The sequence below is a fragment of the Streptomyces sp. NPDC055254 genome, from assembly GCF_053606025.1.
The window spans coordinates 71537-96899 of the sequence record NZ_JBSGQV010000017.1 but is presented as its reverse complement, the minus strand read 5'-3'; the positions used below and the strand labels follow the sequence as shown (position 1 = coordinate 96899).

The window sequence follows — 25363 nt, the reverse complement described above, 5'->3', positions numbered from 1 at the left end:
ACGGACGGTCGTTGTCCTGCAGTAGCCGATGACCATGGGCCGGTGTCTAGCGGAAGAACCCCCGTCCCCCTCCGGTCGGCGACTCGGCGTGCCGACACAGTCCCCCTCACGGGCCTATGCCGCGCCGGACGGCCGCGCCGGGGACGTACCCACCGAGCAGCGGGCGGAGGAGCCGGATGTTTACGGTCGGCCAGTCTCCTCGCTGGACCCCCGCACGGCCGAGCTGGGGCGCGCCACGGTCAGCCTGGAACAGGCTGCCGTCCTTGTTCGACTGCCGAGCGCCGCCATGCCCTCAGCCGGCGGAGTCGGGGAGATGGGCGTCGCCGGTGTCCGACACCAGCTCCGCGAGTTGGAACAGGTACTCGAACCGCGAGAACCGTCCGTGGACGCGAACGATGTAGGACCGCTCTGAGCACTTGAAGATCTCGCGTCGTCTGACCTTCCACACCTCGCCCTCGTAGGTGTCCAGCATCTTCCGGAACGCAGCCATCGCGTCCTCCGGACTACCCGTCAGCTCTTCATGTACGGCAACGCGGTACGACTCCGCAGGCGACCCGCCGACCGGGCTGACCAGGACTATCCACCGGGACATATGGCTCTCAAATCAGTGATCCGGACCTCGCTGGACTGATCGTTTCAGGCAGCAGTGTCGGTGATCAAGCGCACGGCGGTTCTCGAACGGGGCGGCCCCACCGAAGCTCGATCCGATTGCTTCAGCTGGTGCGGCGGGGCTTGGTGCCCGTCCCTGTGGTGGGTTGGTCGGGGAACCGTGGCATACCCGGATGATCTGTGGTTACATTCTGTAATAGCTCGTTACTGTGGGTGGTCAAGCTGCCCGCGGTGACGGCCTGAGGAATGGAATCGATCCAGGAGAGGGGACACCGTGAGCGGTTCCCAGCCCGCTACTCCGTCCGACCTTCGCGCCGACATCAGGTACCGCGAAGACGGCAAGTACACGACGTACGGGATCAGTCTGCGATGGCGGATCGGGGAGAACGGCCCCGACCAGGGAGCATGGCCGCCGCCGGCGGACTGGAACGACGGCAACGCGCCCTATCCGCACCGGTACGAGGTGTGGATCGACGACGAGCTGAAGCAGACGGTCTTCCTCTACTGGCCTTCCTGGAACTGGATGCAGTCCAACGCCCACTGGGTGGATCTGGGAGATCGGGAGCCGGCCGGGGACTTCCGGGTGAAGATCCGCGCCCAGGTGGACGGTGAGTTCACGCCGTTCACCAACACGGTGACCGTGGGTTCGGCCTCGCCCCTCCAGTGGGCAGTCCGTGAGCCGCGCCGCGAGGCCGCTGAGGACCGTAGTGAGTCGCCGCGGCCGCGGCACGGCACGGTCAACCACCCGCGCAGTCGCGCGGCGGTCGCCATCCGGGACGAGGACCCCTCGCCGATCTGTGTCGAGGCGCGCCGTCGCAACACCAGTACCGTCTGGCAGGAGGTGGTGCCGGGGGCCGCCCGGATGCTCGCCGACTACCCGTGGAACTTCGACCGCAAGTACCTGGAGTACCGCAAGTTCTTCGAGGGCGACACCGTCCCGTCCGTGGGCAATGACGCCTTCAAGGGTCTGGATCTGGCGCCGGACGCCACCTTGGGGGAGTGGCCCCTGACGGAGCTGGACACTCACGCTCCCAGCCAGACCTTCTCCTACGACTACACGGCCTACCACACGAACGAGACCTGGTCCCACCGGTGGTTCATCACTCGTGCGGACTGGATTCCGGGCAACGGCCTGGCCTGGCAGGACCTGGAGCCGATCCCCTTCCTCGTGGAAGTCCAGGGCTCGCACCTGGCAGAGGAGTCCAGCAGGTGGGAGTTCTCTTCCCTTCCGCGCCGGACCGGACGAGCGGCGATCGTGCACATCTGGGGCGGCCACGGAGGACCGGACACCCCGAACGGCGAAAACGGAGGCAAGACCGGCGAGTTCTTCGCGTCCACATGCGACGTGATCCTGCGGTGACCGAACCTCTTCACGCCTGAGCGACCGCCTCCATCAGGCGGTCGCTCAGGAGAAGAACCGGACCGGGACGCGGCCGTCACCGCGCGGCGGCGCAGCCGCTCCGGGGCGGGCAGGGCGCCGGCCCCGGAGCCCGGTCCGCCACGTCCTGGCCGTGGCGGTCGGCCCGACGACTGCGCCCGGGTCCGGCCGGGTCCGGCCGCGTCCGCCCCGGGCGGCCGCGGGCCCGTGGCCGCCCTGATCCGCCGCGCGGTCAGCCCCCGGCGTCAACCTTCGCCCGTGCATGTCACACGGGAGGTAGAACGCCGTGCTTTTGAGGCGGGGCGCCGGCCGGCTGTGGCTACGGTCGGGCGCAGTCCGCGTCGACAGGGCGTGCGCGGGCGAGGCCCGGTGACCAGAGCGCTCTGGCGGCAGTAGCACCGGGCCGCCCAACCCATCAGAGCCGGACGGTGGTCCGGCGTCCGAGCACGCGGCTCGTCCGGTGCAGGCCCCCCGGCACGGCCTGACCGCACGTCCCGGCAGTTCCGCCGCCGACAGCCAGAGGTACCGGCCGGCGCGGCCCGCTCCACTCCAACCGGCCTCGGCCGCCGCCCGGGCAATCGGCGAGACGCGCCCCCGCGAGGGGCTCCCGGCCCGAGGCCGGACGGACGGTCGAGGAGTCGCTGACACGGCTCGCGGAAGACATCGGCCTCAAATACAGCACCAACGAGAGGCTCCGTGGCCTGCTGTCGAAACGCTGCTCTTCGACGTGTACAGAGCCACGACGGTGACCGGCGGCTGCCCAACGTTTCGGGTAGCCGCCCGAAACCGAGGTCCAGGACTGTGGCGGCCCGGCCCGGCCAGGATCAGCTCAATGAGGCGCATTCCGCGACGGCGTAGAAGGTGGTGTCCTCAAAGCCTTCGATGGTCACTTGCCATGAGTTGCCCGGGCCCCTCTGGTTCTCGAGGACGACGTACTCGACATCCGGGTTGGGTGGCGTCGCAGCGGCGACGAACCCGCCGCCCGTGACGACGGTTCCGGCGGGGCACGTCGCGGTGGATGTCGCTGTGCCGCCGCCGCCCTCAGCTACTACCGGCGTTCCCTCCACCTGGACGGTGGTGAGAACGGCATCCGGACCTGGTTCCGCTCCTCCGTCGAGGAGGCTGAGGAGGCCGCCTGACCTGGCGGAGGCACTGTTTTGGCCCAGACTGTCCTTCCCGCTGCAGATCTGCTGGGGAGACGTTGCGGTCGCCGGGCCGCTACCGAGGAGCGGGCCATTGATGAGGCCGTTCTGGTGCGTCACGTGCGTGACCTCAGAGCGCTGATCGCACTGGACCAGGCTCGTGCCCCGGTCGGTGTCCCCGCCGCCGTGGGGATCGGCGGATGCACCACCGGCTCCGAACACGCTGATACTTCCGACCACGGCAACCACGAGGGCAGCCTCGCGAAGCTTGCGCACATCATCTCCTTTTCGCCCAATTCAGTGTCATCTCTGACGAATTAAACGTCAGATTTGAGACATTACGTGGAATGAGTGGCTATTTAGCTGCAACACGCCCTGATTGGCGAAGGGATGACGCACCCACCGCGGGTGCGGGGGAACCCTTGGCATCCCTGGCGCCCGTTCCTGGGAGTCGCACGGTCCAACGCGTCCGCGACACCAGTCGGGCTGTTACAGGACGTCGGCAGAATGCTGGTGGCAGTGGAGACGAAGTCGCCGAAGGGGCCGCCTATATCGGTCAGGGTGCCATTCAGTCGCCTGCCTCACCACATAGGACACGGTCTTTATGGGATCAAAACAGGTACTCACGGCTACTTGGGCTGGTCGGCGGGTGGGCGGCGCCGGCGGTCGCCGTGAAGCCGCTGCCGAGCGCGGTGGCCAACGCGGCCGCGATCGCGGCTCGGGTGAGGGTGCGGGTGATGTTCATCCGCGTGAGTCCTGCCTTCGCGTGGGGCACTGGTACGCACAGCACAACTGACGAACCAGGGCCGAGGCGTCTGCGCGGGGGAGGACGGCGCTCCGGCGAGCGCGAGGAACGCCTGACCCGGGCCACCGCCGGCATCCCCACCGTCATGGGTAACCGCACCGCCCGAGCCGGGCACCAGTGCCCTTGAGGGAGCACTACGGCGAGGGAGCACTACGGCGAGTCGCGGAACCGGCCCCCGTATGGACGCCGCCGGCCTCCTTGCCTGCCCTGGCTCGCGCGGCACTTCACCGCGTCCTCGGAGGTGGGCAGTTGAAGGGAGGCCGTCTACGATCTCCTCAAGATCTCCGGCCGCGTGAAGCGTTCGCGAGCGAGGCGGTCGAGCAGAACCCTTGGGCGCTACAGGCGAAGCGGGCAACATGATCGAGTACGGTTCCACGGACCGCGAGGGCCGGGCGATACGCCTGGCCGGGGTGACGGACGACAACTGGCGGGCCGTTGCCGACATCGCGCCCCAGGATGACCAGCGCCGTTTCGTCGCAGCCCTGGCGGCCCGCTATCTGCTGCTCTCCTGGCGTGGCGGGGACTGGAACTCGCTGGCCGTGATGGCCGATGACGCGGTGGTCGGCCATGTGATGTGGGCCTACGACGACGACGGCAGGCACTGGATCGGCGGCATGGTCGTCGACGCCTCCGAGCAGGGCAAAGGTGTGGGCCGTGCCGCGGTCCGCGCTTTGGCGCGGTGGCTGTCGGAGCGCCCCGACTGTCGAGAGGTCTGCCTCTCCTACCATCCGGACAACACGTCGGCCGCGCGCCTGTACGAGTCGATCGGCTTCACCCCCACCGGGGAGAGCGAGGACGACGAGGTCGTTGCCGCGTTGAGCGCAGGCCGGGCGGCCGCCTGAGCTGCCGGCCCGGGCCCCCGAGGCGGGCCGGCTCTCGTTCGAGGGTTGCGGCGGCGGGCCGCCGCCGCAGCCTCGGCGCCCCCTTCGGCGGCCCGGGTGGCCGGCCCACTCCGTCCCGCTCATGGATGTTTTTTCGTCCCTTTTGGGGTAGTCGTCCCTATGGGACGACGTTGATCTTGGCGTGATCCCGACCTGTGGGAGTGCACCACGGGCTTCGTGCAACAGAGGGGACATCTCCAATGAGCTCTGCGAACCTTTCCGGCACCCCTGGCCACCACGCCGGCGGTGCGGACGTGTCGGGCCACGGGACCCGGCGGCCGGCTACCGAAACGAAGTCGGCCCTGAAGACGACGGAGTTCTTCGTCTACATCGCCTGCGTGATCGCGGTCCTGATCGCCTCCATGGTCGTAGGGACCGAAGAGGGCCACCTCGACTACTTCCGTGCCGACCGTGCCTGGCTGTACATCGTGGTCCTCACCTTCGGCTACATGATCAGCCGAGGACTGGCCAAGTCCGGCAGTCGGGACCACTACGACGACTGACCCCCCCGGCGAGGGAGGCCGGCTGCGCGGACCGAGCCGGACCTCGGTGCCGCCGTAAGCCCCCGGGCGCCGCTGGGCCGACCAGGTCCTGGACCGACCCCTATGCGGGCGGTGGAGTCCGGCCGGCGTCGAAGATCCGGTCGAGGTGGTGGTGGAGTACCGCGACGGCCGACTCCGGCGTCCGTTGGCCGACGAGGATGCTGGTGCCCATGGTCGCCGTCATGGCGAGCAGGCTGATCGCTTCTGTGCGCGCGTCGATGCCGGTGTCGGCCAGGCCGGTCTTCTGTGCCTGCTGAAGCAGTCCGGTCAGCGCGTTCTCGGCGGCGTCGGGGCTGTCGATGAAGGGCTGGGCGGCGAGTGCTTCGTCGGTGACGGAGAGGATCGCGTAGGAGCTGTACAGGAGGTGGAAGGTACGGCTCTCCTCGTCTGTGGGGAGGGAGGCCAGGAGCAGCGCCGTGACGGTCGCTCGCGGACCCGGGTCCGGGCCGGTGGCGGCGAGGCGGGCGCCCACTCGTGCGGTGAAGCGGTCGGTCAGGTGCTGGAGTCCGTAGAAGAGCAGCTTCTCCTTGGTCTGGAAGTAGTACTGCACGAGCCGCAGGGACACTCCCGCCTCGGCCGCGACATCGCGCATGCCGACGGCGTGCAGTCCGCGCCGCCCGGCGACCTGGATCAGGGCCTCGGCGATCTGGGTGCGCCGTTCCTCGTGGTCCACGCGCTTCGGCATGTGCCGTGCCTCCGCCTGTCCGGGGTGAGTTCGAGGTCCGGCCGTTCCGGACCTCTTCATGATACCGCCGTACCAGCAAGATGGTACGGTCGTATCACGAAGATGGATCCTTCCGGAGGTGCCCCGTGCCCGAGAACACGACCCGAGTACGCCGCGACGTCGGCCGCTACGTCAACGACAAGCTCCGCGACCGCTACTTCGCCGCCAGCGATGTCCTCTACGCGATGGGAGCGCCCGTCCGCTCCGAGACGGACGTCGAGACGAGCTTCGGCACCACCCACGTCTACCGGTACGGCCCGAGCGACCCCGCATCCGAATCCCGTACCCCGATCGTCCTGATCCACGGCGCGGCCTACTGCTCCGCCATGTGGTACCCCAACACCCCCGGGCTCAGCCTCGACCGCCCCGTCTACGCCCTCGACACCCCCGGCGACGCAGGCCGCAGCGTCCACCGCGAGCCCATGTGGCAGCCCGAGCGCGCGGCCCAGTGGATGGACGAGGCCCTCGGCGCACTCGGCCTCGACCGGGTCCACCTCGTCGGCTCCTCCTACGGTGGCTGGCTGGTGCTCAACCAGGCCCACCGCCGGCCCGGACGGCTCGCCTCGGTCACCGCCCTCGACCCCGGCGGCCTGGAGAAGGTGGGTCTGCGCTTCTTCGCCTGGGTGTTCGTCAGCCTGTTCGCCAGCTTCGCCCCCAAGGCCCTGCGTCCGCGCCTCGCCGCCTGGCTCAACCAGCCGGTCCTGGTCGTCCCCGAGATGCGCAAGTGGATCCAGCTCGGTGCCCGGGCGTTCCGGATCCGCCGCCCCGCACCCCTGCCGCTCGCCGAGGACGCGCTGCGGTCCATCCGGACGCCGCTCTACGTCATCATGGGCAAGCACAGCCTGCTCGTACACCCGAAGCGGCAACTGGAGCGGGTGCCGCGCCTGATCGCCGGGGCCCGCGCCGAAATCCTCGCCGCCACCGGCCACGGCCCGCAGATCGACCACCCCGAGCTGGTCAACGCCCGGATGCTGGGCTTCATGGAGGACGTCGACTCCCGCGACCGGGCGGCGAACCGGGGCGCCGCGGACGCGTAGTCGGGAGGCCGCCGCAACTCCTCGCGGACCGTCCGGCAGCGCATGACCGAAGTGATGGACCGAGCAGTCCGCCCGGGTGCGCAGGGCGAGGCGCTGGGTGTGCGGGACGTCGAGCACGTGATTGCTTCGGGTTCGCGGCGTTCGGATGGCGGCCGAGGCTCTGACCCGCTGTCTGCATGTGCGGCCCAACGGGTTCATGCCGGCGGCCGAGGACGTCAGTCGCCGGAGTGCGGTGCGGGCGCGGGGGTCCGGGGCGTGGCGGCCCAGGAGGCGAGTAGGCGCAGGCCTTCGTCGGAGGGCGAGCCGGGTTCGGCGGTGTAAATGGTGAGGGTGAGGCCGGGTTCGGCGGCCATCTCCAGGCCCTCGAAGGCGAGGGTGAGGTCGCCGACGGCCTGGTGGTAGAAGCGTTTGGTGCCGGTGCCGTGGTGGCGGACGTTGTGGGCGCCCCAGCGGGTGCGGAAAGCGTCGCTGCGAGTGGAGAGCTCACCGACGAGGTCGTGGAGTTCCTTGTCGTAGGGGTTCCGGCCGGCCTCGGTGCGCAGGATGGCCACGGCGACGTCCGCGAAGAGTTCCCAGTCGGGGTAGAAGCGGCGGGAGGCGGGGTCGAGGAAGTTGAAGCGGGCCAGGTTCGACTGGTTGCCGGGTGCGGCGTAGACGTCGCTGTAGAAGGCGCGGGCGAGCCGGTTGGCGGCGAGTATGTCCATGCGCCCGTTGCGAACGAACGCGGGACCTGCGGTGATGGCGTCGAGCGTCCACTGAAGGCTGCGGTGCGGCTTCCACCGGTCCTTGGTGGACCGTCGGCGGGGCCGGGTGAGGGCGTCGGAACCATCAGCAGCCCGGGCCAGGTGGAGCAGGTGGGCACGCTCGGCGTCGTCGAGCCGCAGGGCGCGGGCGACGGCTTCGAGGACGGCCGGTGAGACGCCGGCCAGGTTGCCGCGCTCCAGCTTGGCGTAGTACTCGACGCTGACGTCGGCCAGCGCCGCGACCTCGCTCCTGCGCAGGCCGGGGACGCGGCGCCGGGTGCCGGCGGGTAGTCCCGCCTGCTCGGGGGTGATCTTGGCTCGCCGCGAGGTGAGGAACTCGCGCGCCTCTCGCTGCATGTCCACCCCTCGACGGTACGTGCAACGCACCGCCCCAGGGATGTACTGCCGGTACACCCCCCGTCAGTGACTCGCTGTCCGCGCGAAGCGCGGGTTACCTGGATGACGTGGCGCTTTCCCACCGGACCCGAAGGCAGGGAAGGACGTCACGGTCCCGTGGCGGGGTACGCGGCGCCGTCTCCGCCCGGGAGTGCCAGTACGCGGGCCGCCTCAGGCGGCCCGGTCCCCTCGTACGTGAGGACTCTGATGCGCGGAGCAGTGATCTACGCCCCCGGTGATGTGCGCTTCGAGACCCTGGAGGATCCGAAGATCCTCCAGCCGACCGACGCGGTCATCCGTACGGCCGCAACCTGCGTGTGCGGCTCGGACCTGTGGCCCTTCCGCGGTCTGGAGTCGATCGGCGACCCGCACCCGATGGGCCACGAGTACGTCGGCTTCGTGGAGGAGGTCGGATCCGAGGTCACCTCCGTCCGGCCGGGCCAGTTCGTCGTCGGCTCCTTCGCCACCAGCGACAACACCTGCCCGAACTGTCGCAACGGCTTCCCGTCGAACTGCCTGCACCGCGAGTTCATGAGCACCTGCCAGGCCGACTACGTCCGCATCCCCAACGCCCAGGGCACCCTGGTCGCCACCGACGAGGTGCCGGGCGAGGAGTTCTGGCCCGGTCTGCTGGCCGTCTCCGACGTCATGGGCACCGGCTGGTGGGCCGCCGACGCAGCCGAGGTCGAGCCCGGCTCCACCGCCGTTGTGGTCGGCGACGGCGCGGTGGGCCTGTGCGGGGTGATCGCGGCGAAGGAGCTGGGCGCGGAACGCATCATCGCCATGTCCCGCCACGAGTCCCGGCAGAAGCTGGCGCGCGCGTTCGGTGCCACCGACATCGTCACCGAACGCGGCGAGGAGGGTGTCGCCCGGATCAAGGAGATGACCGGCGGGATCGGCGCCGACAGCGTGCTGGAGTGCGTCGGCACCGCCGAGGCGATGCGGCAGGCCCTGCACTCGGCCCGGCCCGGCGGCAGCGTCGGCTTCGTCGGCGTCCCCCACGAGGTCGCCGTCGACGGGCAGGAGCTGTTCTTCTCCCACGTCGGTCTGCGCGGCGGCCCCGCCCCCGTACGCCGCTACCTGCCCGACCTGATCGCCCGCGTCCTTGCGGGCCGGATCGACCCGGGCAGGGTCTTCGACCTCACCCTGCCCCTGGAGCAGGTCGCCGAGGGCTACAAGGCCATGGACGAGCGCCGCGCCATCAAGACCCTTCTCACCCCCTGACCCGCCCCTCTTCTATCACTGCAAGCACGGTCGTCAGGGAAGTGATAGTTTCGGAGTGAGGGCTTGCGGCGAGAAGAAGGAGAACGGGATGGGACTGGACGCGACGGACACCGGTACGGGACCGGTGACGGTCCGGCGGGGCGTTCCGGCCGGCGCCGAGCGGCGGGCGGCCGAGCTGTACTGGGACGCTTTCGGCCGCAAACTCGGCCCCGCGCTGAACCCGCCGGACAAGGCGGTGCCCTTCCTCGCCGCCCACCTGAACGCCGATCGCGCGGTGTGCGCGCTCCTCGACGGGCAGCTCGTCGGCCTCGCCGGCTACCAGCTCGACGGCCGTGCCCTCACCGGGGGATCGGCCTCCGCCGTGCTGCGCGTGTACGGACACCTGCGAGGACTGCACAGGCTCCTGCTCCTCGCCCTGTTCGAACGCCACCCGGCCCCCGGACAGCTCGTCATGGACGGCATCGCCGTGGACCCGGCCATGCGCGGCCGTGGCGTCGGGAGCCTGCTCATCGAGGAAGTGGCCGCCGTCGCGGCGGAGCAGCACTGCCGGGAGATCAGACTGGATGTGATCGACACCAATCCGCGGGCCAGGGCCCTGTACGAGCGGCGCGGCTTCACGGCCGTGCGCACCGAGCCCACGCCCTACCTGCGCGGGCTGCTGGGGTTCGCAGCGGTGACCACCATGCGTCGCGCCGTCGCGACGAGAGGGGCGCGATAACTGTGAGCGCCGAGACCGACCACGTCGAGGTCCCCACCCGCATGCTCGTCCACGCCCTGATCCGCGAGGACGGTACCGTCGGCGCGGGCGAGCTGTACACCGTCGCCAATACCCTGGGCATGAGCGACCAGCAGGTGCGGCTGTGCGTCAAACGCCTCGTGGCCGAAGGCCGGTTCACGCACGAGGGCCGTGGCCGCAAGGCCGAGCTGCACGCCACCGCGGACACCACGCGTGCCCTGGCCCCCAACGCGGACTTCCTCCGGCACGCCTTCCGGCAAGACGCCGGGCTCGCACCCTGGGACGGTGTCTGGCACTTGGCCGCCTTCGCGGTGCCCGAATCGGCGCGCACGGCCCGAGACGCCCTGCGTGAGACGCTCGTCCACCTCGGAGGCGCCCCGCTCCAGGGCGGACTGTACGTCAGCGCGAACGCCTGGGAACCGTACGTAGAAGAAGCGGCCCACCGCCTCGGCGCCCATGACGCGCTGGCCCTCCTCACCACGACAGACCTGCGCAAGGGCGACACCCGAGAGCCTGCCGAACTCGCCCGCCGCCTGTGGTTCCTGCAGGAGATCGCCGATCGCTACCACCGCCTCAGCCGTATCGCCCGGCCCCGTCTCGCCCGGCTCACCGACCCCGCCGGACTCTCCCCGTCCGCACTCCTGACCATCGCGGTCGAGCTGGCCGCCGAACTCACCCGCGCCATGGAGCCCGACCCGCTCTTGCCGCCCCAGCTCCTGCCCCAGCCCTGGCCCGGCACCCAGGCCCGGGAACTCGTAGCCCGGTGCTGGGCGGCTCTGCGCGAACGAGACGGCGGCGAAGCCCGCCCCACCCTCTTCCGCCTCTACGCCGACATCACCCGAGAGGCGGCGGACCGGGCCGGGCGCTGAAGGCGGGACAGCAGGCCGTGCACTTTGATTCGTACCGACCCGTGCACGTTCGGGTACGCCGACAGGAGGCCCGGAGTCGGGGCCGCTTCACGATCGGAGACCACGCCGTGGGGCGCCAAAGACCCATCCGTGTTTGGATGGAGAAGAGTGTCAGCGCACATCGGGTACTGATCCGAGGTGAGAAGCATGCCAGAATTCAAGATCGGTGATCCGCTGGATGACGATGTGGAAGGTCTCGTAAAGATGCCTCCCCCCGTTGTCCTCAGCGTTCAGGCAAACTCCTTCGTCCCCATGCGGACCCCTGAACAACTTCGGGCCTGGGAAGCCAACGTGCGGCTGACCACCGGCCTCGAAATCGTCGCCGACAACCTCGCGGGGGTTGCCTGCGAGACGGGGTCGAATTTCGGAAATGCATGTAACAGCGACGACTCCGGCATGCACTGACGTGATAGTAGCCGTCTCCCACCGCGACGATCTCCACGCTCTCGCCGTCCAACACGCAGTGCGTGCCAGGGGGTCCCACGACTTTCATATCGTGGAGTCCGACAACGTCAGCGGCAGAGAGGGAGTTTCCTGGAACTCGCACAGCGGGGAAGAGACCGGAGCCCCTGCCGCGGCCTTCCTCACGTCAGAAAATATCAAGATCGCGGTCGAGGAAGCGGAGCTGTTGTGGTGGCGTCGGCCCAAGATGGACCAGGAGATCACCGCGCACGCGGGTAGCGCTCACGAGCGCAGCCTCGTCAACAACGACTGCCGCGGCGCACTGGGCGGAGTCCTCGCCGCCACCTTTCGAGGCCAGTGGATCTCACCGCCTCAGGCAACCGACCAGGCCGCCGACAAGCTCTACCAGCTGAGCGTGGCGCGAGAGGCCGGGTTCCGAGTGCCCCGGACCCTCGTCTCGCAGTCGCGCGAAGACGTCATCGCGTTCTCGCGACGCGTCGAACGAACTATCGTCAAACCAGTCGTCGGCGCTCGCGGCCCTGCGCTCTACACACGCTGGCTGGATGCCCCGGAAGCCATCCCGGCGTCGTCCTTCGAGGTATGCCCAGCCATGTATCAGGAGTACATCAAGGGCCGCCGGCACATCAGACTCAACTGCTTCGGCGAGCAGATGTATGCCGCCCTCATCGAGACCGATGCACTCGACTGGCGCCCTGACCTCAACGTCCCCATGTCCCCCTGGCCCGTCCCCGAAGACCTCCGTCGAAAAGTGGGCACGGTGCTGGGCCGACTGGGACTGCGCATGGGCGTAGTCGATCTCAAGATGACACCAGAGGGTGAGCCGGTATGGCTTGAGGTGAACCCCCAAGGCCAGTTCCTGTTCCTCGAGCCCCTGACGGGGGAGCCACTGACCGAGCACTTCGCTGACTTCCTGCTCTCAGCGGCCACCACCCCACGCCCGCGGTAGGGCTCGACGGCATGATGTCCTCCGTGATGAACAGCGGCCCGCCGGCCGGTGGGTTGTCCTGCCGTCGGAGTGGACCGCGTGAGGCGGTGAAGCCGCGGCAGCTACCGGACCACCGGTAGCTGCCGCGGCCTCTGCGAGGTTCCCGGGCCGGCTCAGGCGCTCTCGGCGACCCAGCCGGACGACACGCCACCGACCCGGACCTGCCAGGCGAGCATGTTGCCGTCGCGGATGCCGGTCTCGTTGGAGTACACGTCGCGCCAGGTTCCGTTGCCGTTGTGGTTCGCGAACGTCCTGGTAGGGCCACCGTTGACCCTGAGGTCCAGGTACGGAGTGCGGCCGTCGGCCTCGGTGTCGCCGATGCCGAACATGTTCCGGGACGGGTCGTAGTACACGTAGGCACCCTTGATGACACGGACGTCGGCGCTGGACGAGGTCGCGGTGGACATGACGGTGACCGCCGCGGTGGCGACCGCGAGCAGAACGATCCTCTTTCGCATGGTGCGTCTCCTTCTGCAGGTTTCTCATGGGCTCGGCGGGTGGCCCCCACCGGGTTCCCAGATTCCGGACGGCCCGGTTGTCCGTCCATGAAAAGGGGGAAAATCGCAGATCAGCCGCGGACAATCTGGATTGTCCGGCGGACAAGGAGCCATCCGTTGTCGTCCAGCGCCGGATGCGCCGTGCTGAATCGAGTCACAGCCGCCAGGTTGTCCGACAACTGCTGGAGACTTCGACGGATCGCCTGCTCTGCTGGGACGTCGACCGGAACGGGGCGGGCAGGAGGCTGCATTGCCCCGCGCATACAAAGGAGCGTCACGGATGGGCAGGGCGGGACGTCTGCAAGGTGAACCGAAAGGGGTGACCGTCCAGGCGAATGCGCTGGCGGTATTCCTGCGCGGCATGACGGAAGGCCATACGGTGCGGGAACTGGCGAAGTCGTACGGGGCGGGAAAGACCAGCTGGAGCGACTACCGCTCCGGGGCGAAGATCGTTCCGTTGGATCTCTTGAAACGGGTGGTACTCGGCCGGGTCCGCGATGAAAGGGGCCGCGCCGAGCTGTGGGCCCGCGCCAGGGACCTGCACGCCGCCGCCTGCGCGGCCGAGAAGGGCAGGGCACGATCGGGCGACGGACGCCCCGTCGCTCCCGAGACGTGGGAGATGCTGCAGCGGGCCCAGCGGCAGGCCGACGCCGAACTCGCCCGGTCGGAGGAGGCGCTGCGCGCCCTCGTGCGCCTGTCGGCCAGGCTCCAGAAGGAACTGGACGACGCCATCGCCCGGGCCGAACACGGGCCGGTCACCAGCGCCGGACCCGCTGCGGACGCGCCCCCGCAGGAGGACGGGTCGTCCCCCGACCGTGGCGCCCGGGTGCCGGGAACGGCAGTCGTCCTATGGGCACCCCGCCCTCCGGCCCTGTGCGAACTCCAGGAGGACATGGCCCGGGTCGGCGCCGAAGTGGAGGTCCGCAGGCAGCGGGTCAGCCGGTTGCGCGAGGAGGTCCGGGACCTGCGGCAGCCGTATCCCGCGCCGGCCGGGGGAGTGTTGGTACGGCGGGAGTCCCCCCTGCCGGCTGACCGGCGGAGCCGGAGGCCGCCGGTCCTCCCCTCCCGCTCCCGCACCCTCCGCGGGAGCCGTGGCCGGCGACGGCTGTGCCGGATATTACTGTTCACCGCGGTCGTCATGGCTGTGGCGGTGCCTGCCACCTCCATGGATCCGCTCCGGCAGTGGTCCGCCCCCTCGGTGGCCGAACCGGCGACGGCCCTCCGGCCGGAATCCGGCCCGCAGACGCCCCCGGCCGGTTCGCCGCCCCCGGCCGCTCCGCCGGCGTCGGGGAACACCGAGCCTCCCGGCACCCCTTCCCCAGCCCGGTCCGCCGCCGCCCCTCCCGCCCAGCCGTCCTCGTCCCCCTCTCCAGGAGTGCTGGGTCCCCGCCTCCCGGACGAAGAGCCGAACGTACCCGGCGGACCCGCCGACGTCCCGGCCCCGACCGGCAGCGGCGTGTACGCGATCGCGGAAGACGGCGCCGCGGTGATCCAGTGGAGCGGCGCCGGCACGGCGTGGGTGAGGATCGGCGGCCCGGCGGCAAAGCTCTACGTCGGTCCGGCCGGGGTCTTCGCCACCGATCCGCAGACAGGCGATTTGCGCGGCTACAGCGGTGTCCCCGGCCGTTGGCGAACCGTCAGCGGGCGCGCCGCCGACTTCGCGACCAGCGGCCCGAACCTGTACCGGCTGGCCCAGGACCGCAGTGCAGTACAACGGTGGGACCGGGCGCACGGCACCTGGACGCGGGTCGGCGGCCCGGCAGGACGTCTCTACGGCGGGGGAGCGGGACTGTTCGCCACCGACCCGGTGGACGGCCGGATCTTCGCCTACGGGGGAGAGGGCGAAGCGTGGTCGTTCGCCGGGACCGCGGGCGCCGACTTCGTCGTGACCGACCAACACCTGTACGGGCTCAACCCTGAGCGGAACGCGGTGTTCCGGTGGAGTGGTGAAGCGGGTGTGTGGAGCCCGGTCGGCGGTCCGGCGGGCGCCCTGTACGCGAGTTCCTCGGAGCTGTACGCCGTCAACGAGGCCGACGACGGCCTGTGGCGCTACCGGGCGGGCACCTGGTCCCGCGTCGCCGATGCCGGGGCGGCGGTCGGGGTGCGCGGGGAGCGCCTGTACCTGCTGGACAAGGACCGCTCGGCGGTATGGGAGCGCGACGGAGCGGCTCGGCTCCGGATCGGAGGCCCTGTCCGCGCGCTCGTCGTCGCGGACTGACGCGGCATCGACGGCTCTGGTGAAACCGGCCGGCGCAGCCGGTCGGCCGGCGGCACGGCCCTCACCAGCTCGAAGGGCGCGACCGCGCCCGGGCGGCGGCCCGCGCACCGGCCGCGATGTACCGGATGCCCCGCGACGCGGGTCCTGCACGGTCGGCCAGAGGTCCGGGGCCTGCCCAGGCCGGCTCCGGGCGCGCGGATGTGGGACATCACCGTCTCCAAACAGCCGGTGCGTCACCCGCCCGGCCGTCTGTGACGTGAAGGCCTGCGGCCGTGCCCGGCCGTCGCAGACCGAGGGAGGGGACGGGTACCCGGCGGGTCACGGCCGGGTCGAGGGGCCGGGACGGTCGGCGGTCGGGCCGAGGGCCGACCGCCACGGGCTCACCCCCATGCGGCCCGTGTTCCCGAGGTCCACCGGGTGCTCCAGCTCCAGCGTCAGCCGGGGCGCCCCCGGCTTGGGTACGACCTCAGCACCCAACCCTCGGCCGCCCGCGCGGTCCCGTCCGTCACCAGGTTGCGCCACACCAGCCCCGTCGAAGCCGCCTGCCCCGGCCGCAGCACCACCCTCTGCGGCGGAGCGCCGCCCCCGGCATCCTCACCCGTCCCCGTCACCCCGTTGTTCCCCGGTGCGACGGACACCTCCACCGGCCGCCCCTCGCGGTCCAGCAGCCGGACCTCCGGGTGGCCCTCCAACTCGTACACTCCCGCACCGCAGTTCAGGAGCTGAACATCGGCCACCCGCAGACCCATCGCCGCGTTCCCCTCGCCCTCCAGCAGCCGCACCCCGCCCTCGGGACAGGGCACCGGCTCCGCCGACGGATACGCCTCCCCCAGCTCCTCGGCCAAGGCGTCGCACCCCGTCAACACCCCCACCAGGGCCACAGCCCCCACCACCGCACCGAATCGCCTTCCCCACCACTGTTGGCTCATCCGGCGACCCTACGCCGACCACCGGGCCACTCCCCGGGCCACCGGCCGGCTTCGTGACGTGGTCGGCCCCCGGGGCCTGTCGTCGGCAAACGAGTGCACCGCGCGCGGGCGGCGCGGCTGTGTCCGCGCGGTGGGGAAGCGATGGACGGTGATGCCGGGATCAGCCCGGCGCACCGTGAGAGAGGAACCGCACGATGGAGCAGTCCGAGCTGGAGACCAAGATTCAGACGCTGGAGACGGGCCTGGCTGTTCAGGAGGCGTCCATGGCCGGGGCGCAGGCCACGCAGGCGGCGACGCAGGCGGGAATGACCTCGACGTTCGGCGCGACTCAGGCGGGGACGTGGTCGGTGATGGTCGTCGGCAGTGTCGCGCTGGTGGTGGGGATCTTCCTCGGCCTTGCCATCGCCAGGGACTGACAGCCGGTCCCGCCCTACCGGGAGCTGCCGTCCGGTTCTGCGCCGCCCTCTGCCCGGCCCCGTGGCCGGTCGGGGGGCGGCTCGCCGTGAGGTGCCGCTGCTTCACGCTCTACATCGCCGATGCCGAGAACCTGCAAGCCGTCGGGGAGAGCGGCCGCACGCCAGGCCGGGGTGTGTGTTCCACCCGCTACGTACGGCGGGCCGTGTTCGGGCCGTACGCCGTCAGGTCCGGCGCCGTGTGGCCGATGCGAGCAGACGGGGGGCGAAGGGCGCAAGCAGCAGGCCGAGGAGGGTGGTACTGGAGCCGACCGCGATGGTGGGGTTGACCCATGCGGCCACCATCTCGGTGGCGTGTGAGCCCCCGGGGGAGTCGGCGCAGACCACGGATACCGGGAGCACGGACACGGTGATCAGTACCCGGTCCCGTGCTGCTCCAGGGGCATCGAAGGAGCTTGGCGGATTGCACAGGGCCTTCGGATCCAGCATGTTTCCGAATCCGGTCAGATGGCCCGCCGCAAAGGCGGCGACCGCGAGGCAAAAACCCGTGCCGGCGATCAGCAGGCACACCACACCCGCCCACTCCCGGCCCTTGTCGCGCCGAAGGTCCGGGAGGAGCGGGACCAAAACGGCGTACGCCCCGGCGACGGTGAGCAGCAGGACAGCAGTCAGGGCGAGGAGAAAGATCACGCATGTAGTGACAACCGAGAGGCGGCGGCGGTTGCGCGATGGGGCGGTTGCCGCCCACCACCGCGAGGTCGGCGAGCGCACCGCGCGAAAGGAGGCCTCGGGTACCGCCCTGGTCCGGCCGGCGGACGGGTCACCTCGGCGTCGGGCAGTCGGAGTACGTCCTGATGTCCCTGGGCGCGCCGGCCGCCTTCTACCGTGCCGCTTGTGTATCGGCCGGGCATCGGAGCACACCCGGGCCGGCCGATGGTGGAGCGGGCGGCCCGGGTCGCCCGGCCCGGCGTCAGCCGGGCGCTCGTGCGACTCCGTGGTGCGGAGGCCGTGATCCCGTCTCAGTTGCCGATGCCGGAACTGCCGACGCCGGAGTTGCCGATGCCGTGGCTGCCGATGCCCGTGTTGGCGATGCCCGCGTTGCCCAGACCCCAGTTGGCGATGCCCGCGTTGCCCAGACCCCAGTTGGCGATGCCCGCGTTCCCGATGCCGTCGTTGGCGATGCCCGCGTTGCCTACGCCGTGCCCCGGCCCCAGGCCGTCGGCGCTCGCCGCGCCGGCGCCGCAGATGCCCAGCAATGCCGCGGCACCCAGCGCGGCCGTCACACGGAGAAGAGTTGTGCGCATCGTCGTGTACCTCCTGGTTCGGGGTTCTCTGGTCGCTATCTCTAGCACGTGGCCCTAGCGGATATGGGGATAAATGCCCGAAACTGCCGTGTCGTCAAGCCTTGTCCGACGACGTGCGGGGCGACGGCGTGCGGGTCACAGGCCGGCGGCCCGGAAGACCCGCTCACCGGCGGTGGGCGCCGGCCCCCACGCGAACCCCCACTCCCAAGCCCGACCTCACCACCTCACGACCGTTCGGAGCAGCCCGTATGGCGGCGCCCGCGGGAGCGGGGGACGGTGGCTGCAGCACCGGCACGTCCGCCGGCCCAGCATCCTGTGGAGGAGTGTCATGTCCGAACGCAACACCGTCTGGCGCAGCATGCACGATGTGGGCCTGGCCGCATGGTTCGGCGGATCTCTGATGGGCGCGGTCGGCCTCAACGGCGCCGCCAAGGGCCACAGCGACAGCTGGCGCGACAACGCCCGGATCGCCAGCACCGGCTGGGCGAAGTGGACCCCGGTCAGCGCGGTCGCGATCGGCGCGCACCTGGTCGGCGGCAGCGGGCTGCTCGCCGCGAACGCGTCCCGGGTCGCCACCCAGCAAGGGGTGGCCGCTTCCACCGTGGCCAAAACGGTGCTCACCGGCGTCGCCCTGGCCGCCACCGCCTACGCCCGCATGCTGGGCAAGAAGATCGAACTCGCCTCCTCACAGGACCCGCAGGACGCCGAGGAGGCGGCCGCTGCCTTCGACATCAACAAGGCGGAACGGCAGCTGTCCTACGCCCAGTGGGTGGTACCGGTGGTCACCGGCGGCCTGCTGGTCCTCAACGCCCTGCACGGAGAACAGCAGCGTCCCGATCAGCAGGCCCAAGGCATGTGGCAGCGCGCCTGCTCCATGCACCCGCACCTGCCCTCCGGCGACTACTGGCACCACCTGGGCGGCTGACGACCCGTGTTCTCCGGCTGGGCGCCGCGGGCCGCAGGCGTTGTGCCTGCGGCCCCCTCGGGCGCTGGGGTCAGGACGGGTCGCCGTACTGGAGGCCGCGTCCGTTGGTGCCGACATAGACGCGCCCGTAGGTGTCGGGGTCGCCGGTGACGACGCCTACGCCGCCGATGCTGCCCCACTGGTGGGCGTCGTCGTTGACGCGGAACCAGGTGGCGCCCCTGTCGGTGGAGCGGAAGACTCCGGTGACGTCCTTGACGGTACCGATCAGGTACAGGGCCTGATAGTCGGCGCCCGGCGCGGCCTTGCCGAAGCCGAGGGCGGAAGCGGACCGCACCGTTGTGAGCGTGGTGAAGGTGCGGCCGCCGTCGGTGGAGTGCATGAGCCCCTCGCCACCGCCGGCGATCCACAGGTCTCCGGCGATGCCGGGGACGGCCGTGAGCCGCCCGGCGGGCAGGTTGGTGGCGCGGGCGGTGAAGGTCGCGCCGCCGTCGGTGCTGGCGTGGAGCGTGCCGCCGGCCAGTGAGTAGAAGGTCGTGGCCGAGGATCGGTCGGCGACGACCACGGCGCCGGCGCCCAGACCGCTGACCTTCGACCAGCTCGCCCCCCTGTCGATCGAGCGGTACGGGGCCTGGCCGGCCTGGGTCCAGACGATGGCGGAGCCGTCCGCCGCCAGCGCGACATGGCCGCTGTCGGAACTGCCGACCGGCTCTGCCTTGAAGCCGTTCCAGCTGCTGCCGCCGTCGGTGGAGTAGGCGCCGTCCTTGGCACCGCCACGGCCGACGCGGACCATCACCGAGGGGTTGGACTGGGCGAAATCGATGTCGGTGCTGGTGATCATCATCGGATTGTCCAACCGCCCCGCGGGCACCCTGGTAAGGGAGTCGTGGCGGAAACCGCCCAGGTCGCCCATGGCGGTGATGACGATCGCGCCGCCGGGCGGGGCGATCGCGTCGAACAGGGAGGTCTCCTCCAACCCTCGGGACCCCACGATCCAGTGGCTGGTGCCGCCGCTGTCGGTGGCGTTGGCGTCCTTGCTGCGCCAGATGCCGCTGCCGGTGCCGTACAGCACGTGCCCGGAGTTGAAGGGATCGATGGCCAGGGCGGTCATCCAGTGCCCGATGCCGGTACCGACGTAGGGCGCGCCGGAGGCGTCCCGCACCGACTTCGCCGCCAGTGCCTGCCAGGTCGTGCCGCCGTCGGTGGTCCGGTACAGCTCGTCCTGGGGCCACCAGCGGTGGAGGGTGGCGACCATCACCGTGGACGGCTTCTGCGGGTCGACGGCCAGACCGGAGAACCCGTAGTTGCCCTGGGACGGGGAGACGTTCTTCCACGCCCCGCCGGCCGGCGTGTACTTCCACACCGAACCCGCCGTCGCATCGCCGATGGAATCGGCGTACGCCAGATACAGCGAGCCGTCACCGGAGAGCACGCCGTGCTGCGGAATGTGCCCGGTGGGCTGCCCGGAGACGGCCTGCCAGGTGGTGCCGCCGTCGGTGGAGCGGTACAGGGAGGTGGACCCATCGGCGACGCCGACATAGACCGTCCCGCTGCCGGCCGGACCGTACGTCACGAAGGAGATGCCCGCGCCGCTGCTCGCCCCGTCCTTGACGGGGAACGAGGACACCTGACTCCACGTCACACCGTGGTCGGTACTGCGCCACAGGCCGTTCTTGCGGGTACCCAGCAGCAGGGTGCCGTGGTCCGCGGGGTTGATCGCCAGGCGCTCGCCCGCCCCGCGGCCGTGCTCGTTGGCGCCCAGCTTGAAGGGCAGAGCGCTGCGCTGGAAGGTGCGGCCCCGGTCCGTCGAGCGCAGCATCTCGGCGTTGCCCGCCCAGTCGTTGGTGTAGGTGCCGGCCGCGAGATAGAGCCGGTCGGGGTCGACGGGGTCGGTGGCCAGCGAATCGATGCCCAGCAGGTTCCAGTCCTTCTCGCCGACCCAGTCGGTCAGCGGGATCCACTGCTCGGCCGCGGCGTCCCAGCGGTAGGCGCCGCCCATGTCGGTGCGCGCGTACAGCAGCCCCTTCTCGCGGGGGTTGAACACCAGCCCGGTGACGTAACCGCCGCCCACCACCTGGGCGTTGTTCCACACGTACGGTCCGGCCGCGGGCCCCTGGGCCTTGGCCGCCTTCACCAGCCTCCACTGCTGGTTGGCGCTGCCCTTGCCGTGGTACTGGATGACTGCCGCGCCGTCGGCCGTGGAGCCTCCGGAGACGTCCAGGACCCGGCCGCTCCTGCGGGAGGTGAAGGTGACCGCGTCGGAACCGCTCACCTCGTCGATCCGCCACTCCTGTGAGGGGGAGGAGCTGTCGCTCTGCTGCTCGGCGGCGGTCGCCTGGGCGGTCGAATCCCCCGCTGTGCCCAGCACTTTGCCGCTGTTGCGGTTCACCAGCTCGTAGTGGCCGTCCGCGGTGGACCTCAGCCTCCACTGCTGGTTGGCGGTGTTCTGGTCGGTCCACTGCTGGATACGGGCGCCGTCGGCGGTGGAGAAGGCGTTGACGTCCAACACCTTGCCGCTGTGCACGGAAACCAGCCGGTAGTAGGCATCGCCGTCGACCGTCGCGGCGTGGGAGCCGTCCTGCACGAACAGGAGATACGGCACGACGGTGGCGGGGACGCCGAGCAGCAGGCTGGTCGCGGTCCAGCGACGGCGGTGACGCCCGCGGCGCCCGCCGTTCATGGGGCTTTTCATGGAAGGTGTGCTCCTTGGCATGCCGTTCGCCGGACAAAGGCGGATCCAGGTTCCGGAACGGCCGGGTCTGGTTCCTTGTGGTCGCAGACTCCGCGAAAGGTTGCCTCGGGCCGGAATCTTTCTCAGGTCAGTGCTGCGTGAACTGGACCTGTGTCGGCTGCACGGCTTCCGGCCGCAGAGCGATCCCGTTGACGGTCAGTTGTTCTCCGTAGATGTCGGTGATCCTGATGGCGCCGCCACACCCGCTGCCGTCGGGGGAGAGGAAGTAGTTGTAGTCGGTGCGGGCCAGCGGGCGCCAACCGCCGCCGGTGCGGACTTCCAGCCGCGCGAGCGGGTTGCGGTGGCCGATCGCCTGGATGCCGCACCAGTAGGGGCTGGATCCGTTCTTGTAGCGGATCGATATCGTGCCCGGTGCATCGGGGCTCAGCAGGCTCCAGGTGATCGCGATCCGGCCGGTCGAGAGGGGGGCCAGTTCGGCGAAGGCCTGCTCGCTGAGGTCGAGTTGGCCCGGTGCGCAGGGCAGGGGGCATTCGTTGGTGATCCGGACCGTGACGGAGGCGCCGTTCGCGGCGCGGACGAGGACGTGCGCCCCGCAGGCCTTGGACGTCTCGTAGTCGGTGGTGTTCATCGCCGCGATCATCATGTCCTCGCTCGGGCCGTAGGAGCAGGCGCCGTCCCCGACTCCGGCCTTGTAGGCAGTGGCGACTCCTCGGTAAGCGCTCTTGGGCCGAATCCGCCCGGTCAGGGGTGACGCGGCAGCAGCCCCTTGGCGGGAGGCCGATGACGACGCCGCCGACGTGCTCGGGGTAGCGGGCGCAGACGCGGCGCCGGCCGGCGCCGGGGTCCTCGCGCCGGCCGACGGGGTCGCCGAGGAGGCCGACGGGGAAGCTGTGGAGGACTTCTCGCCCGGCGAGGTCGGCGGGAGACCCCCCTGGGAGTCGGCGACGGCCGTGACCTGCCCGGCATCCCCCTTCCGGTCCGGTTGCATCGTCATGACCAAGCAGACGAGAAGACCTGTGACGACCAGGCCCGTGGTGGTGCCCACCATCAGCCCTCGTCTGCGCCTGCGCTGCCGCGCGGCCTGGCGTGTCTCTTGCATGTTCATCCGTCCGGAAGAGCGCGTCGCTGTTTCACTACTCAGTGGCCGCAGATGACGAGAAGGTTGCCGCCGATGGTTCGCTCGCGTCGAGTACCGCGATCGGGCCGAACGAGCGGGTCGGCCCAGGACCGGCGCGGGGTGGCGTCGCCGTGCCGGCGGCTGCCGCGGCACAGTCGATCAGCGGCTGTTGTCCGGGTGGTGGACGCTGAGGTCGCCGTAGGCCGACAGAACGTCGGCCAGGTCACCGGCTTTGTGCCGCAGGGTGGTGTCCAGGAAGGCGAGCGTGGTCGCGGCGACGATGCGCGGGCTCTCGGTGCGGCCCAGGGAGCCGACCAGTGAGGGCGCGGGCGGCAGGTACAGGGGGCCGTCCATGAAGGTGAGGTGGGCGGCGCCGGGGACGGTAAGCCGGTAGCTCGTCGCGGTGCTGAGCTTGAGGGCCTCGGTGAGGCGGGGTATGTAGTGCGGGTCGGTTCCGGGGGTGATGGCCTGGGTGAGCGCGAGCGTCGGCTGGTGGAGGGAGGGGGAGGCGGGACCGTGGGGGTAGCCGTCCAGATCGATGACGGCGTCGAACCGGGGGTCCTGCCGGGCTGCCTGCAGAGCGGCGGCACCACCCATGGAGTGGCCGGTGACCGCGACCCGACCGGTGTCCAGACGTCCGGTCAGCGGGCCGGTGATCTCGCCCCGGTCCAGATCGTCCAGCTGGGTGAGGACGAAGCCGAGGTCGGCGGCCCGAACGGCTGTCCAGCCAACCGCCAGCTCGGCGTCCTTGTCGCGGTCTCCGGTGGAGGCGATCGTGGCGTGAATCGTTCGGCCGTCGGCGAGGACGACGGCCGCTGAGTCGTACGGGTGATCGAGGGCGGCGACCACATAGCCGTGGCTGGCCAGTTCCTCCGCCCAGGCGGTGTTCTGGGTACGCACTCCGCCCGACCCGGGAGAGAACAGCACGACGGGGAACCGTTCGCCCCCACCGGCCACCGGGGCGTCGAACACCGAACGGGTGTGGGCCCGCGGGACCCCGTCGACCAGGAAGCCGGGCAAGCCGACCCCGCGGGCGAGGGCATCGGAAACGGTGCGCGCCTCGTGCTCCGTGCGTCCGAGGTACTGGGCCCGCAGCGCGCCTGCGGGACTCTTCCGCGCGGGATACCAGAGCTGGACGACGACCGTGCGCCGGTCGTTCGGATCGGCGGTGAAGCCCTCGGGGCGGTGTGGGTCGGTCCACTGCACCACGCGGGCGCCGACCGCGAAACGGCCGGACGGCTCGGGGAACACGGGTACGGGAAAGGCCCAGGCGGCCACCGCGCCCGTGGCGATCAGGCCGACGCAGGCCACCGACCCCGGCAACGCCAGCCACCGTCGGGCCCGCCACGTCGGCCGGCCGGTACGGCGCCGCAGCAGGGGAGAGAGGGCGAACGGCAACGCGACGCCAGCGCCCGCCAGTACCGGCAGCATCTGCCATCGGATCCCCGCCACACCCAGCACGATCGCGGACAGCACGAGAACCGCCCCCGCCGCCGTCGTGACGCGTGGACGAGCAGCGGGGGGAAGCCAACGCACCGCCACCAGCGCGACGGCACCCAGCACGGCAAGGAATTCCGGAGGGGACATGTACAGCCCCGCGATGATCTCGGTCACCCGGCCATCGTCGGGGCGGGGCACGCGAGGCCGCATCGATCCCCGGTCGCCATCGCATGCCACCGCAGTCGCAATCCACGGCGATCCCCTGTGAGACCGGAGTCGCATCCAGATGTCTCGCCTGTGCAACCGAAGTCGCGTCCGGCGTGGACGGACCGCGTACGGTCCGCCTCACTCAGTTCCGCAGCACCATGTCGTCGTAGGACTCCAGGCGCTTCCAGCGCTCGGCGGGCGCACGGGTGACGGGCATGACATCGGCGTCCGGCAGCGGCCCGAAGCCGAGACCAGTCAGCTCCGCGATGTCCGTGACCGGCACCTGGAAGGTGCGGAACGGGCCGAGCGGCGGCGGATCGCCGGGCCTGGCACCTGCCATCGCCCGCTCGCGGTCACGGGTGAGGTCGGGACTCTGGTCGAGGATGTACGCGGCCGAGGCCAGCTCGCCGCCCTGGACGAAGGCCGCCACCTTCCAGAACCGCAACGGCACCTGGATGCCCCGGTACGGCGGGTCCGAGTCGTGCAGGACGGGCCCCGTGAAGACGGACAGCTTGCGGTCGAACTGGGCGGCGTGGTCGAGCAGGTGGTTCTCCAGCCCCTGCCACAGCTGCTTGCCCTGGTTGAACACGTCCGCCTGCGGGGCGGCATTGGTGTAGCGGAAGGTGTCGGTGTTCGCCCGGTTGGCCTCCGCGGCGCTGCCCCAGACCGGGTCGAGGCGCCGGACCAGGTGGCCCCGGTCGAGGCTGTTGTTGCGGTAGATGTCGTTTCCGGCCTGCTGGGTCTCGGGGAGCCGGGGGTCGAACTCCCAGGCGTCGTCGCGGGGAACGTCCTCGACGAGCTTCTCGCCGTCGATGCAGACGGCGGTGGAGGCAGCCAGTCTGCGGTCGGGGCGCAGGACGACGGTGAAGTGCGTGTACGGGAGGACGACCCTCTCGATCTCGGTCGAGGTGGGCACGGGGAGTGGGACGACCGGCCCGAGGAAGGCCGCGTCGTAGCCGGTGCGCTCGGTCAGCGAGTCCTGACGGCCTTCGGCGCCCGCCAGGGGATCCGATGGCGTCTCAATTGCATTCATAATATTGCAATACCGCGTATGACGGATCGCTCACGGCGCGGGCTGAGCGGCCACCCGA

25 protein-coding genes are annotated in these 25363 nt (G+C 70.7%); 12 read left to right on the top strand and 13 right to left on the bottom strand.

What is annotated here, in order from left to right; genetic code table 11:
* Positions 1–292: 292 nt before the first annotated feature.
* A complete protein-coding gene (locus ACWFQ8_RS18590; protein WP_453787317.1) occupies positions 293–490 on the bottom strand; it encodes a hypothetical protein in 198 nt (65 codons plus the stop codon).
* Between the two features lie 393 nt (positions 491–883).
* Here ACWFQ8_RS18590 and ACWFQ8_RS18585 point away from each other — a divergent pair, with 393 nt between their 5' ends.
* Entirely contained in the window at positions 884–1969 is a 1086-nt protein-coding gene (locus tag ACWFQ8_RS18585; RefSeq protein WP_453787316.1) for a lytic polysaccharide monooxygenase, read from the top strand.
* 842 nt (positions 1970–2811) lie between these two features.
* On the opposite strand, the gene ACWFQ8_RS18580 is transcribed toward ACWFQ8_RS18585, so the two are convergent.
* Positions 2812–3405: a hypothetical protein gene (locus tag ACWFQ8_RS18580; protein WP_453787315.1), complete on the bottom strand. Its 594-nt coding sequence runs from the start codon at positions 3403–3405 to the stop codon at positions 2812–2814.
* Between the two features lie 334 nt (positions 3406–3739).
* Positions 3740–3874: a hypothetical protein gene (locus ACWFQ8_RS18575; RefSeq protein WP_453787314.1), complete on the bottom strand. Its 135-nt coding sequence runs from the start codon at positions 3872–3874 to the stop codon at positions 3740–3742.
* A gap of 416 nt (positions 3875–4290) precedes the next feature.
* Here ACWFQ8_RS18575 and ACWFQ8_RS18570 point away from each other — a divergent pair, with 416 nt between their 5' ends.
* Both ACWFQ8_RS18570 and ACWFQ8_RS18565 read left to right on the top strand, forming a co-directional pair.
* Positions 4291–4776, top strand: coding sequence for a GNAT family N-acetyltransferase (locus ACWFQ8_RS18570; RefSeq protein ID WP_453787313.1), 486 nt, complete (start codon positions 4291–4293; stop codon positions 4774–4776).
* 239 nt (positions 4777–5015) lie between these two features.
* Positions 5016–5318, top strand: a complete 303-nt coding sequence (locus ACWFQ8_RS18565) for a hypothetical protein (RefSeq protein WP_453787312.1) — start codon at positions 5016–5018, stop codon at positions 5316–5318.
* Positions 5319–5418: 100 nt separating this feature from the next.
* On the opposite strand, the gene ACWFQ8_RS18560 is transcribed toward ACWFQ8_RS18565, so the two are convergent.
* Entirely contained in the window at positions 5419–6042 is a 624-nt protein-coding gene (locus ACWFQ8_RS18560; protein WP_453787311.1) for a TetR/AcrR family transcriptional regulator, read from the bottom strand.
* A 125-nt stretch (positions 6043–6167) separates the two neighbouring features.
* Between ACWFQ8_RS18560 and ACWFQ8_RS18555 the strand changes: the two genes are divergently transcribed.
* Entirely contained in the window at positions 6168–7118 is a 951-nt protein-coding gene (locus ACWFQ8_RS18555; protein ID WP_453787310.1) for an alpha/beta fold hydrolase, read from the top strand.
* Positions 7119–7333: 215 nt separating this feature from the next.
* Here the strand turns inward: ACWFQ8_RS18555 and ACWFQ8_RS18550 are convergent, their stop codons facing one another.
* The gene (locus ACWFQ8_RS18550) at positions 7334–8218 is read right to left on the bottom strand and encodes a helix-turn-helix transcriptional regulator (protein ID WP_453787359.1); all 885 of its coding nucleotides are present in this window, start codon (positions 8216–8218) and stop codon (positions 7334–7336) included.
* 246 nt (positions 8219–8464) lie between these two features.
* On the opposite strand from ACWFQ8_RS18550, the gene ACWFQ8_RS18545 reads away from it, so the two are divergent.
* The 5 genes from ACWFQ8_RS18545 to ACWFQ8_RS18525 all read left to right on the top strand — a co-directional run bounded on the left by ACWFQ8_RS18545 (position 8465) and on the right by ACWFQ8_RS18525 (position 12494).
* Positions 8465–9481, top strand: a complete 1017-nt coding sequence (locus tag ACWFQ8_RS18545) for a zinc-dependent alcohol dehydrogenase family protein (protein ID WP_453787309.1) — start codon at positions 8465–8467, stop codon at positions 9479–9481.
* 88 nt (positions 9482–9569) lie between these two features.
* Positions 9570–10199, top strand: a complete 630-nt coding sequence (locus ACWFQ8_RS18540) for a GNAT family N-acetyltransferase (protein ID WP_453787308.1) — start codon at positions 9570–9572, stop codon at positions 10197–10199.
* A gap of 41 nt (positions 10200–10240) precedes the next feature.
* Entirely contained in the window at positions 10241–11086 is an 846-nt protein-coding gene (locus tag ACWFQ8_RS18535; RefSeq protein ID WP_453787358.1) for a PaaX family transcriptional regulator C-terminal domain-containing protein, read from the top strand.
* Positions 11087–11272: 186 nt separating this feature from the next.
* A complete protein-coding gene (locus tag ACWFQ8_RS18530) occupies positions 11273–11530 on the top strand; it encodes a hypothetical protein (protein ID WP_453787307.1) in 258 nt (85 codons plus the stop codon).
* A 91-nt stretch (positions 11531–11621) separates the two neighbouring features.
* Positions 11622–12494 (top strand): ATP-grasp domain-containing protein, encoded by an 873-nt coding sequence (locus tag ACWFQ8_RS18525; protein WP_453787306.1) that lies wholly within the window; start codon positions 11622–11624, stop codon positions 12492–12494.
* A 152-nt stretch (positions 12495–12646) separates the two neighbouring features.
* Here the strand turns inward: ACWFQ8_RS18525 and ACWFQ8_RS18520 are convergent, their stop codons facing one another.
* Positions 12647–12991: a hypothetical protein gene (locus ACWFQ8_RS18520; RefSeq protein ID WP_453787305.1), complete on the bottom strand. Its 345-nt coding sequence runs from the start codon at positions 12989–12991 to the stop codon at positions 12647–12649.
* A 358-nt stretch (positions 12992–13349) separates the two neighbouring features.
* On the opposite strand from ACWFQ8_RS18520, the gene ACWFQ8_RS18515 reads away from it, so the two are divergent.
* Positions 13350–15248, top strand: coding sequence for a hypothetical protein (locus ACWFQ8_RS18515; RefSeq protein ID WP_453787304.1), 1899 nt, complete (start codon positions 13350–13352; stop codon positions 15246–15248).
* Between the two features lie 434 nt (positions 15249–15682).
* Here the strand turns inward: ACWFQ8_RS18515 and ACWFQ8_RS18510 are convergent, their stop codons facing one another.
* On the bottom strand, positions 15683–16177 hold the full coding sequence (locus ACWFQ8_RS18510; protein ID WP_453787303.1) for a DUF4232 domain-containing protein: 495 nt from the start codon (positions 16175–16177) through the stop codon (positions 15683–15685).
* 194 nt (positions 16178–16371) lie between these two features.
* Here ACWFQ8_RS18510 and ACWFQ8_RS18505 point away from each other — a divergent pair, with 194 nt between their 5' ends.
* Positions 16372–16593 (top strand): hypothetical protein, encoded by a 222-nt coding sequence (locus tag ACWFQ8_RS18505; protein ID WP_453787302.1) that lies wholly within the window; start codon positions 16372–16374, stop codon positions 16591–16593.
* Positions 16594–16815: 222 nt separating this feature from the next.
* On the opposite strand, the gene ACWFQ8_RS18500 is transcribed toward ACWFQ8_RS18505, so the two are convergent.
* Together ACWFQ8_RS18500 and ACWFQ8_RS18495 are read right to left on the bottom strand one after the other, a co-directional pair.
* Positions 16816–17280 carry a hypothetical protein gene (locus tag ACWFQ8_RS18500; protein WP_453787301.1) on the bottom strand — a complete coding sequence of 155 codons (465 nt, stop codon included), beginning with the start codon at positions 17278–17280 and terminating at the stop codon, positions 16816–16818.
* 329 nt (positions 17281–17609) lie between these two features.
* Positions 17610–17894: a hypothetical protein gene (locus ACWFQ8_RS18495; protein WP_453787300.1), complete on the bottom strand. Its 285-nt coding sequence runs from the start codon at positions 17892–17894 to the stop codon at positions 17610–17612.
* Between the two features lie 328 nt (positions 17895–18222).
* On the opposite strand from ACWFQ8_RS18495, the gene ACWFQ8_RS18490 reads away from it, so the two are divergent.
* Positions 18223–18819: a hypothetical protein gene (locus ACWFQ8_RS18490; RefSeq protein WP_453787299.1), complete on the top strand. Its 597-nt coding sequence runs from the start codon at positions 18223–18225 to the stop codon at positions 18817–18819.
* A 70-nt stretch (positions 18820–18889) separates the two neighbouring features.
* Here ACWFQ8_RS18490 and ACWFQ8_RS18485 read toward each other — a convergent pair whose 3' ends face one another.
* The 4 genes from ACWFQ8_RS18485 to ACWFQ8_RS18470 all read right to left on the bottom strand — a co-directional run bounded on the left by ACWFQ8_RS18485 (position 18890) and on the right by ACWFQ8_RS18470 (position 25305).
* The gene (locus ACWFQ8_RS18485; RefSeq protein WP_453787298.1) at positions 18890–21508 is read right to left on the bottom strand and encodes an RICIN domain-containing protein; all 2619 of its coding nucleotides are present in this window, start codon (positions 21506–21508) and stop codon (positions 18890–18892) included.
* 127 nt (positions 21509–21635) lie between these two features.
* The gene (locus ACWFQ8_RS18480) at positions 21636–22496 is read right to left on the bottom strand and encodes an expansin EXLX1 family cellulose-binding protein (protein WP_453787357.1); all 861 of its coding nucleotides are present in this window, start codon (positions 22494–22496) and stop codon (positions 21636–21638) included.
* Between the two features lie 288 nt (positions 22497–22784).
* The gene (locus ACWFQ8_RS18475) at positions 22785–24275 is read right to left on the bottom strand and encodes an alpha/beta hydrolase (protein ID WP_453787297.1); all 1491 of its coding nucleotides are present in this window, start codon (positions 24273–24275) and stop codon (positions 22785–22787) included.
* A 139-nt stretch (positions 24276–24414) separates the two neighbouring features.
* Positions 24415–25305, bottom strand: coding sequence for a DNA/RNA non-specific endonuclease (locus ACWFQ8_RS18470; protein ID WP_453787296.1), 891 nt, complete (start codon positions 25303–25305; stop codon positions 24415–24417).
* Positions 25306–25363: the final 58 nt, after the last annotated feature.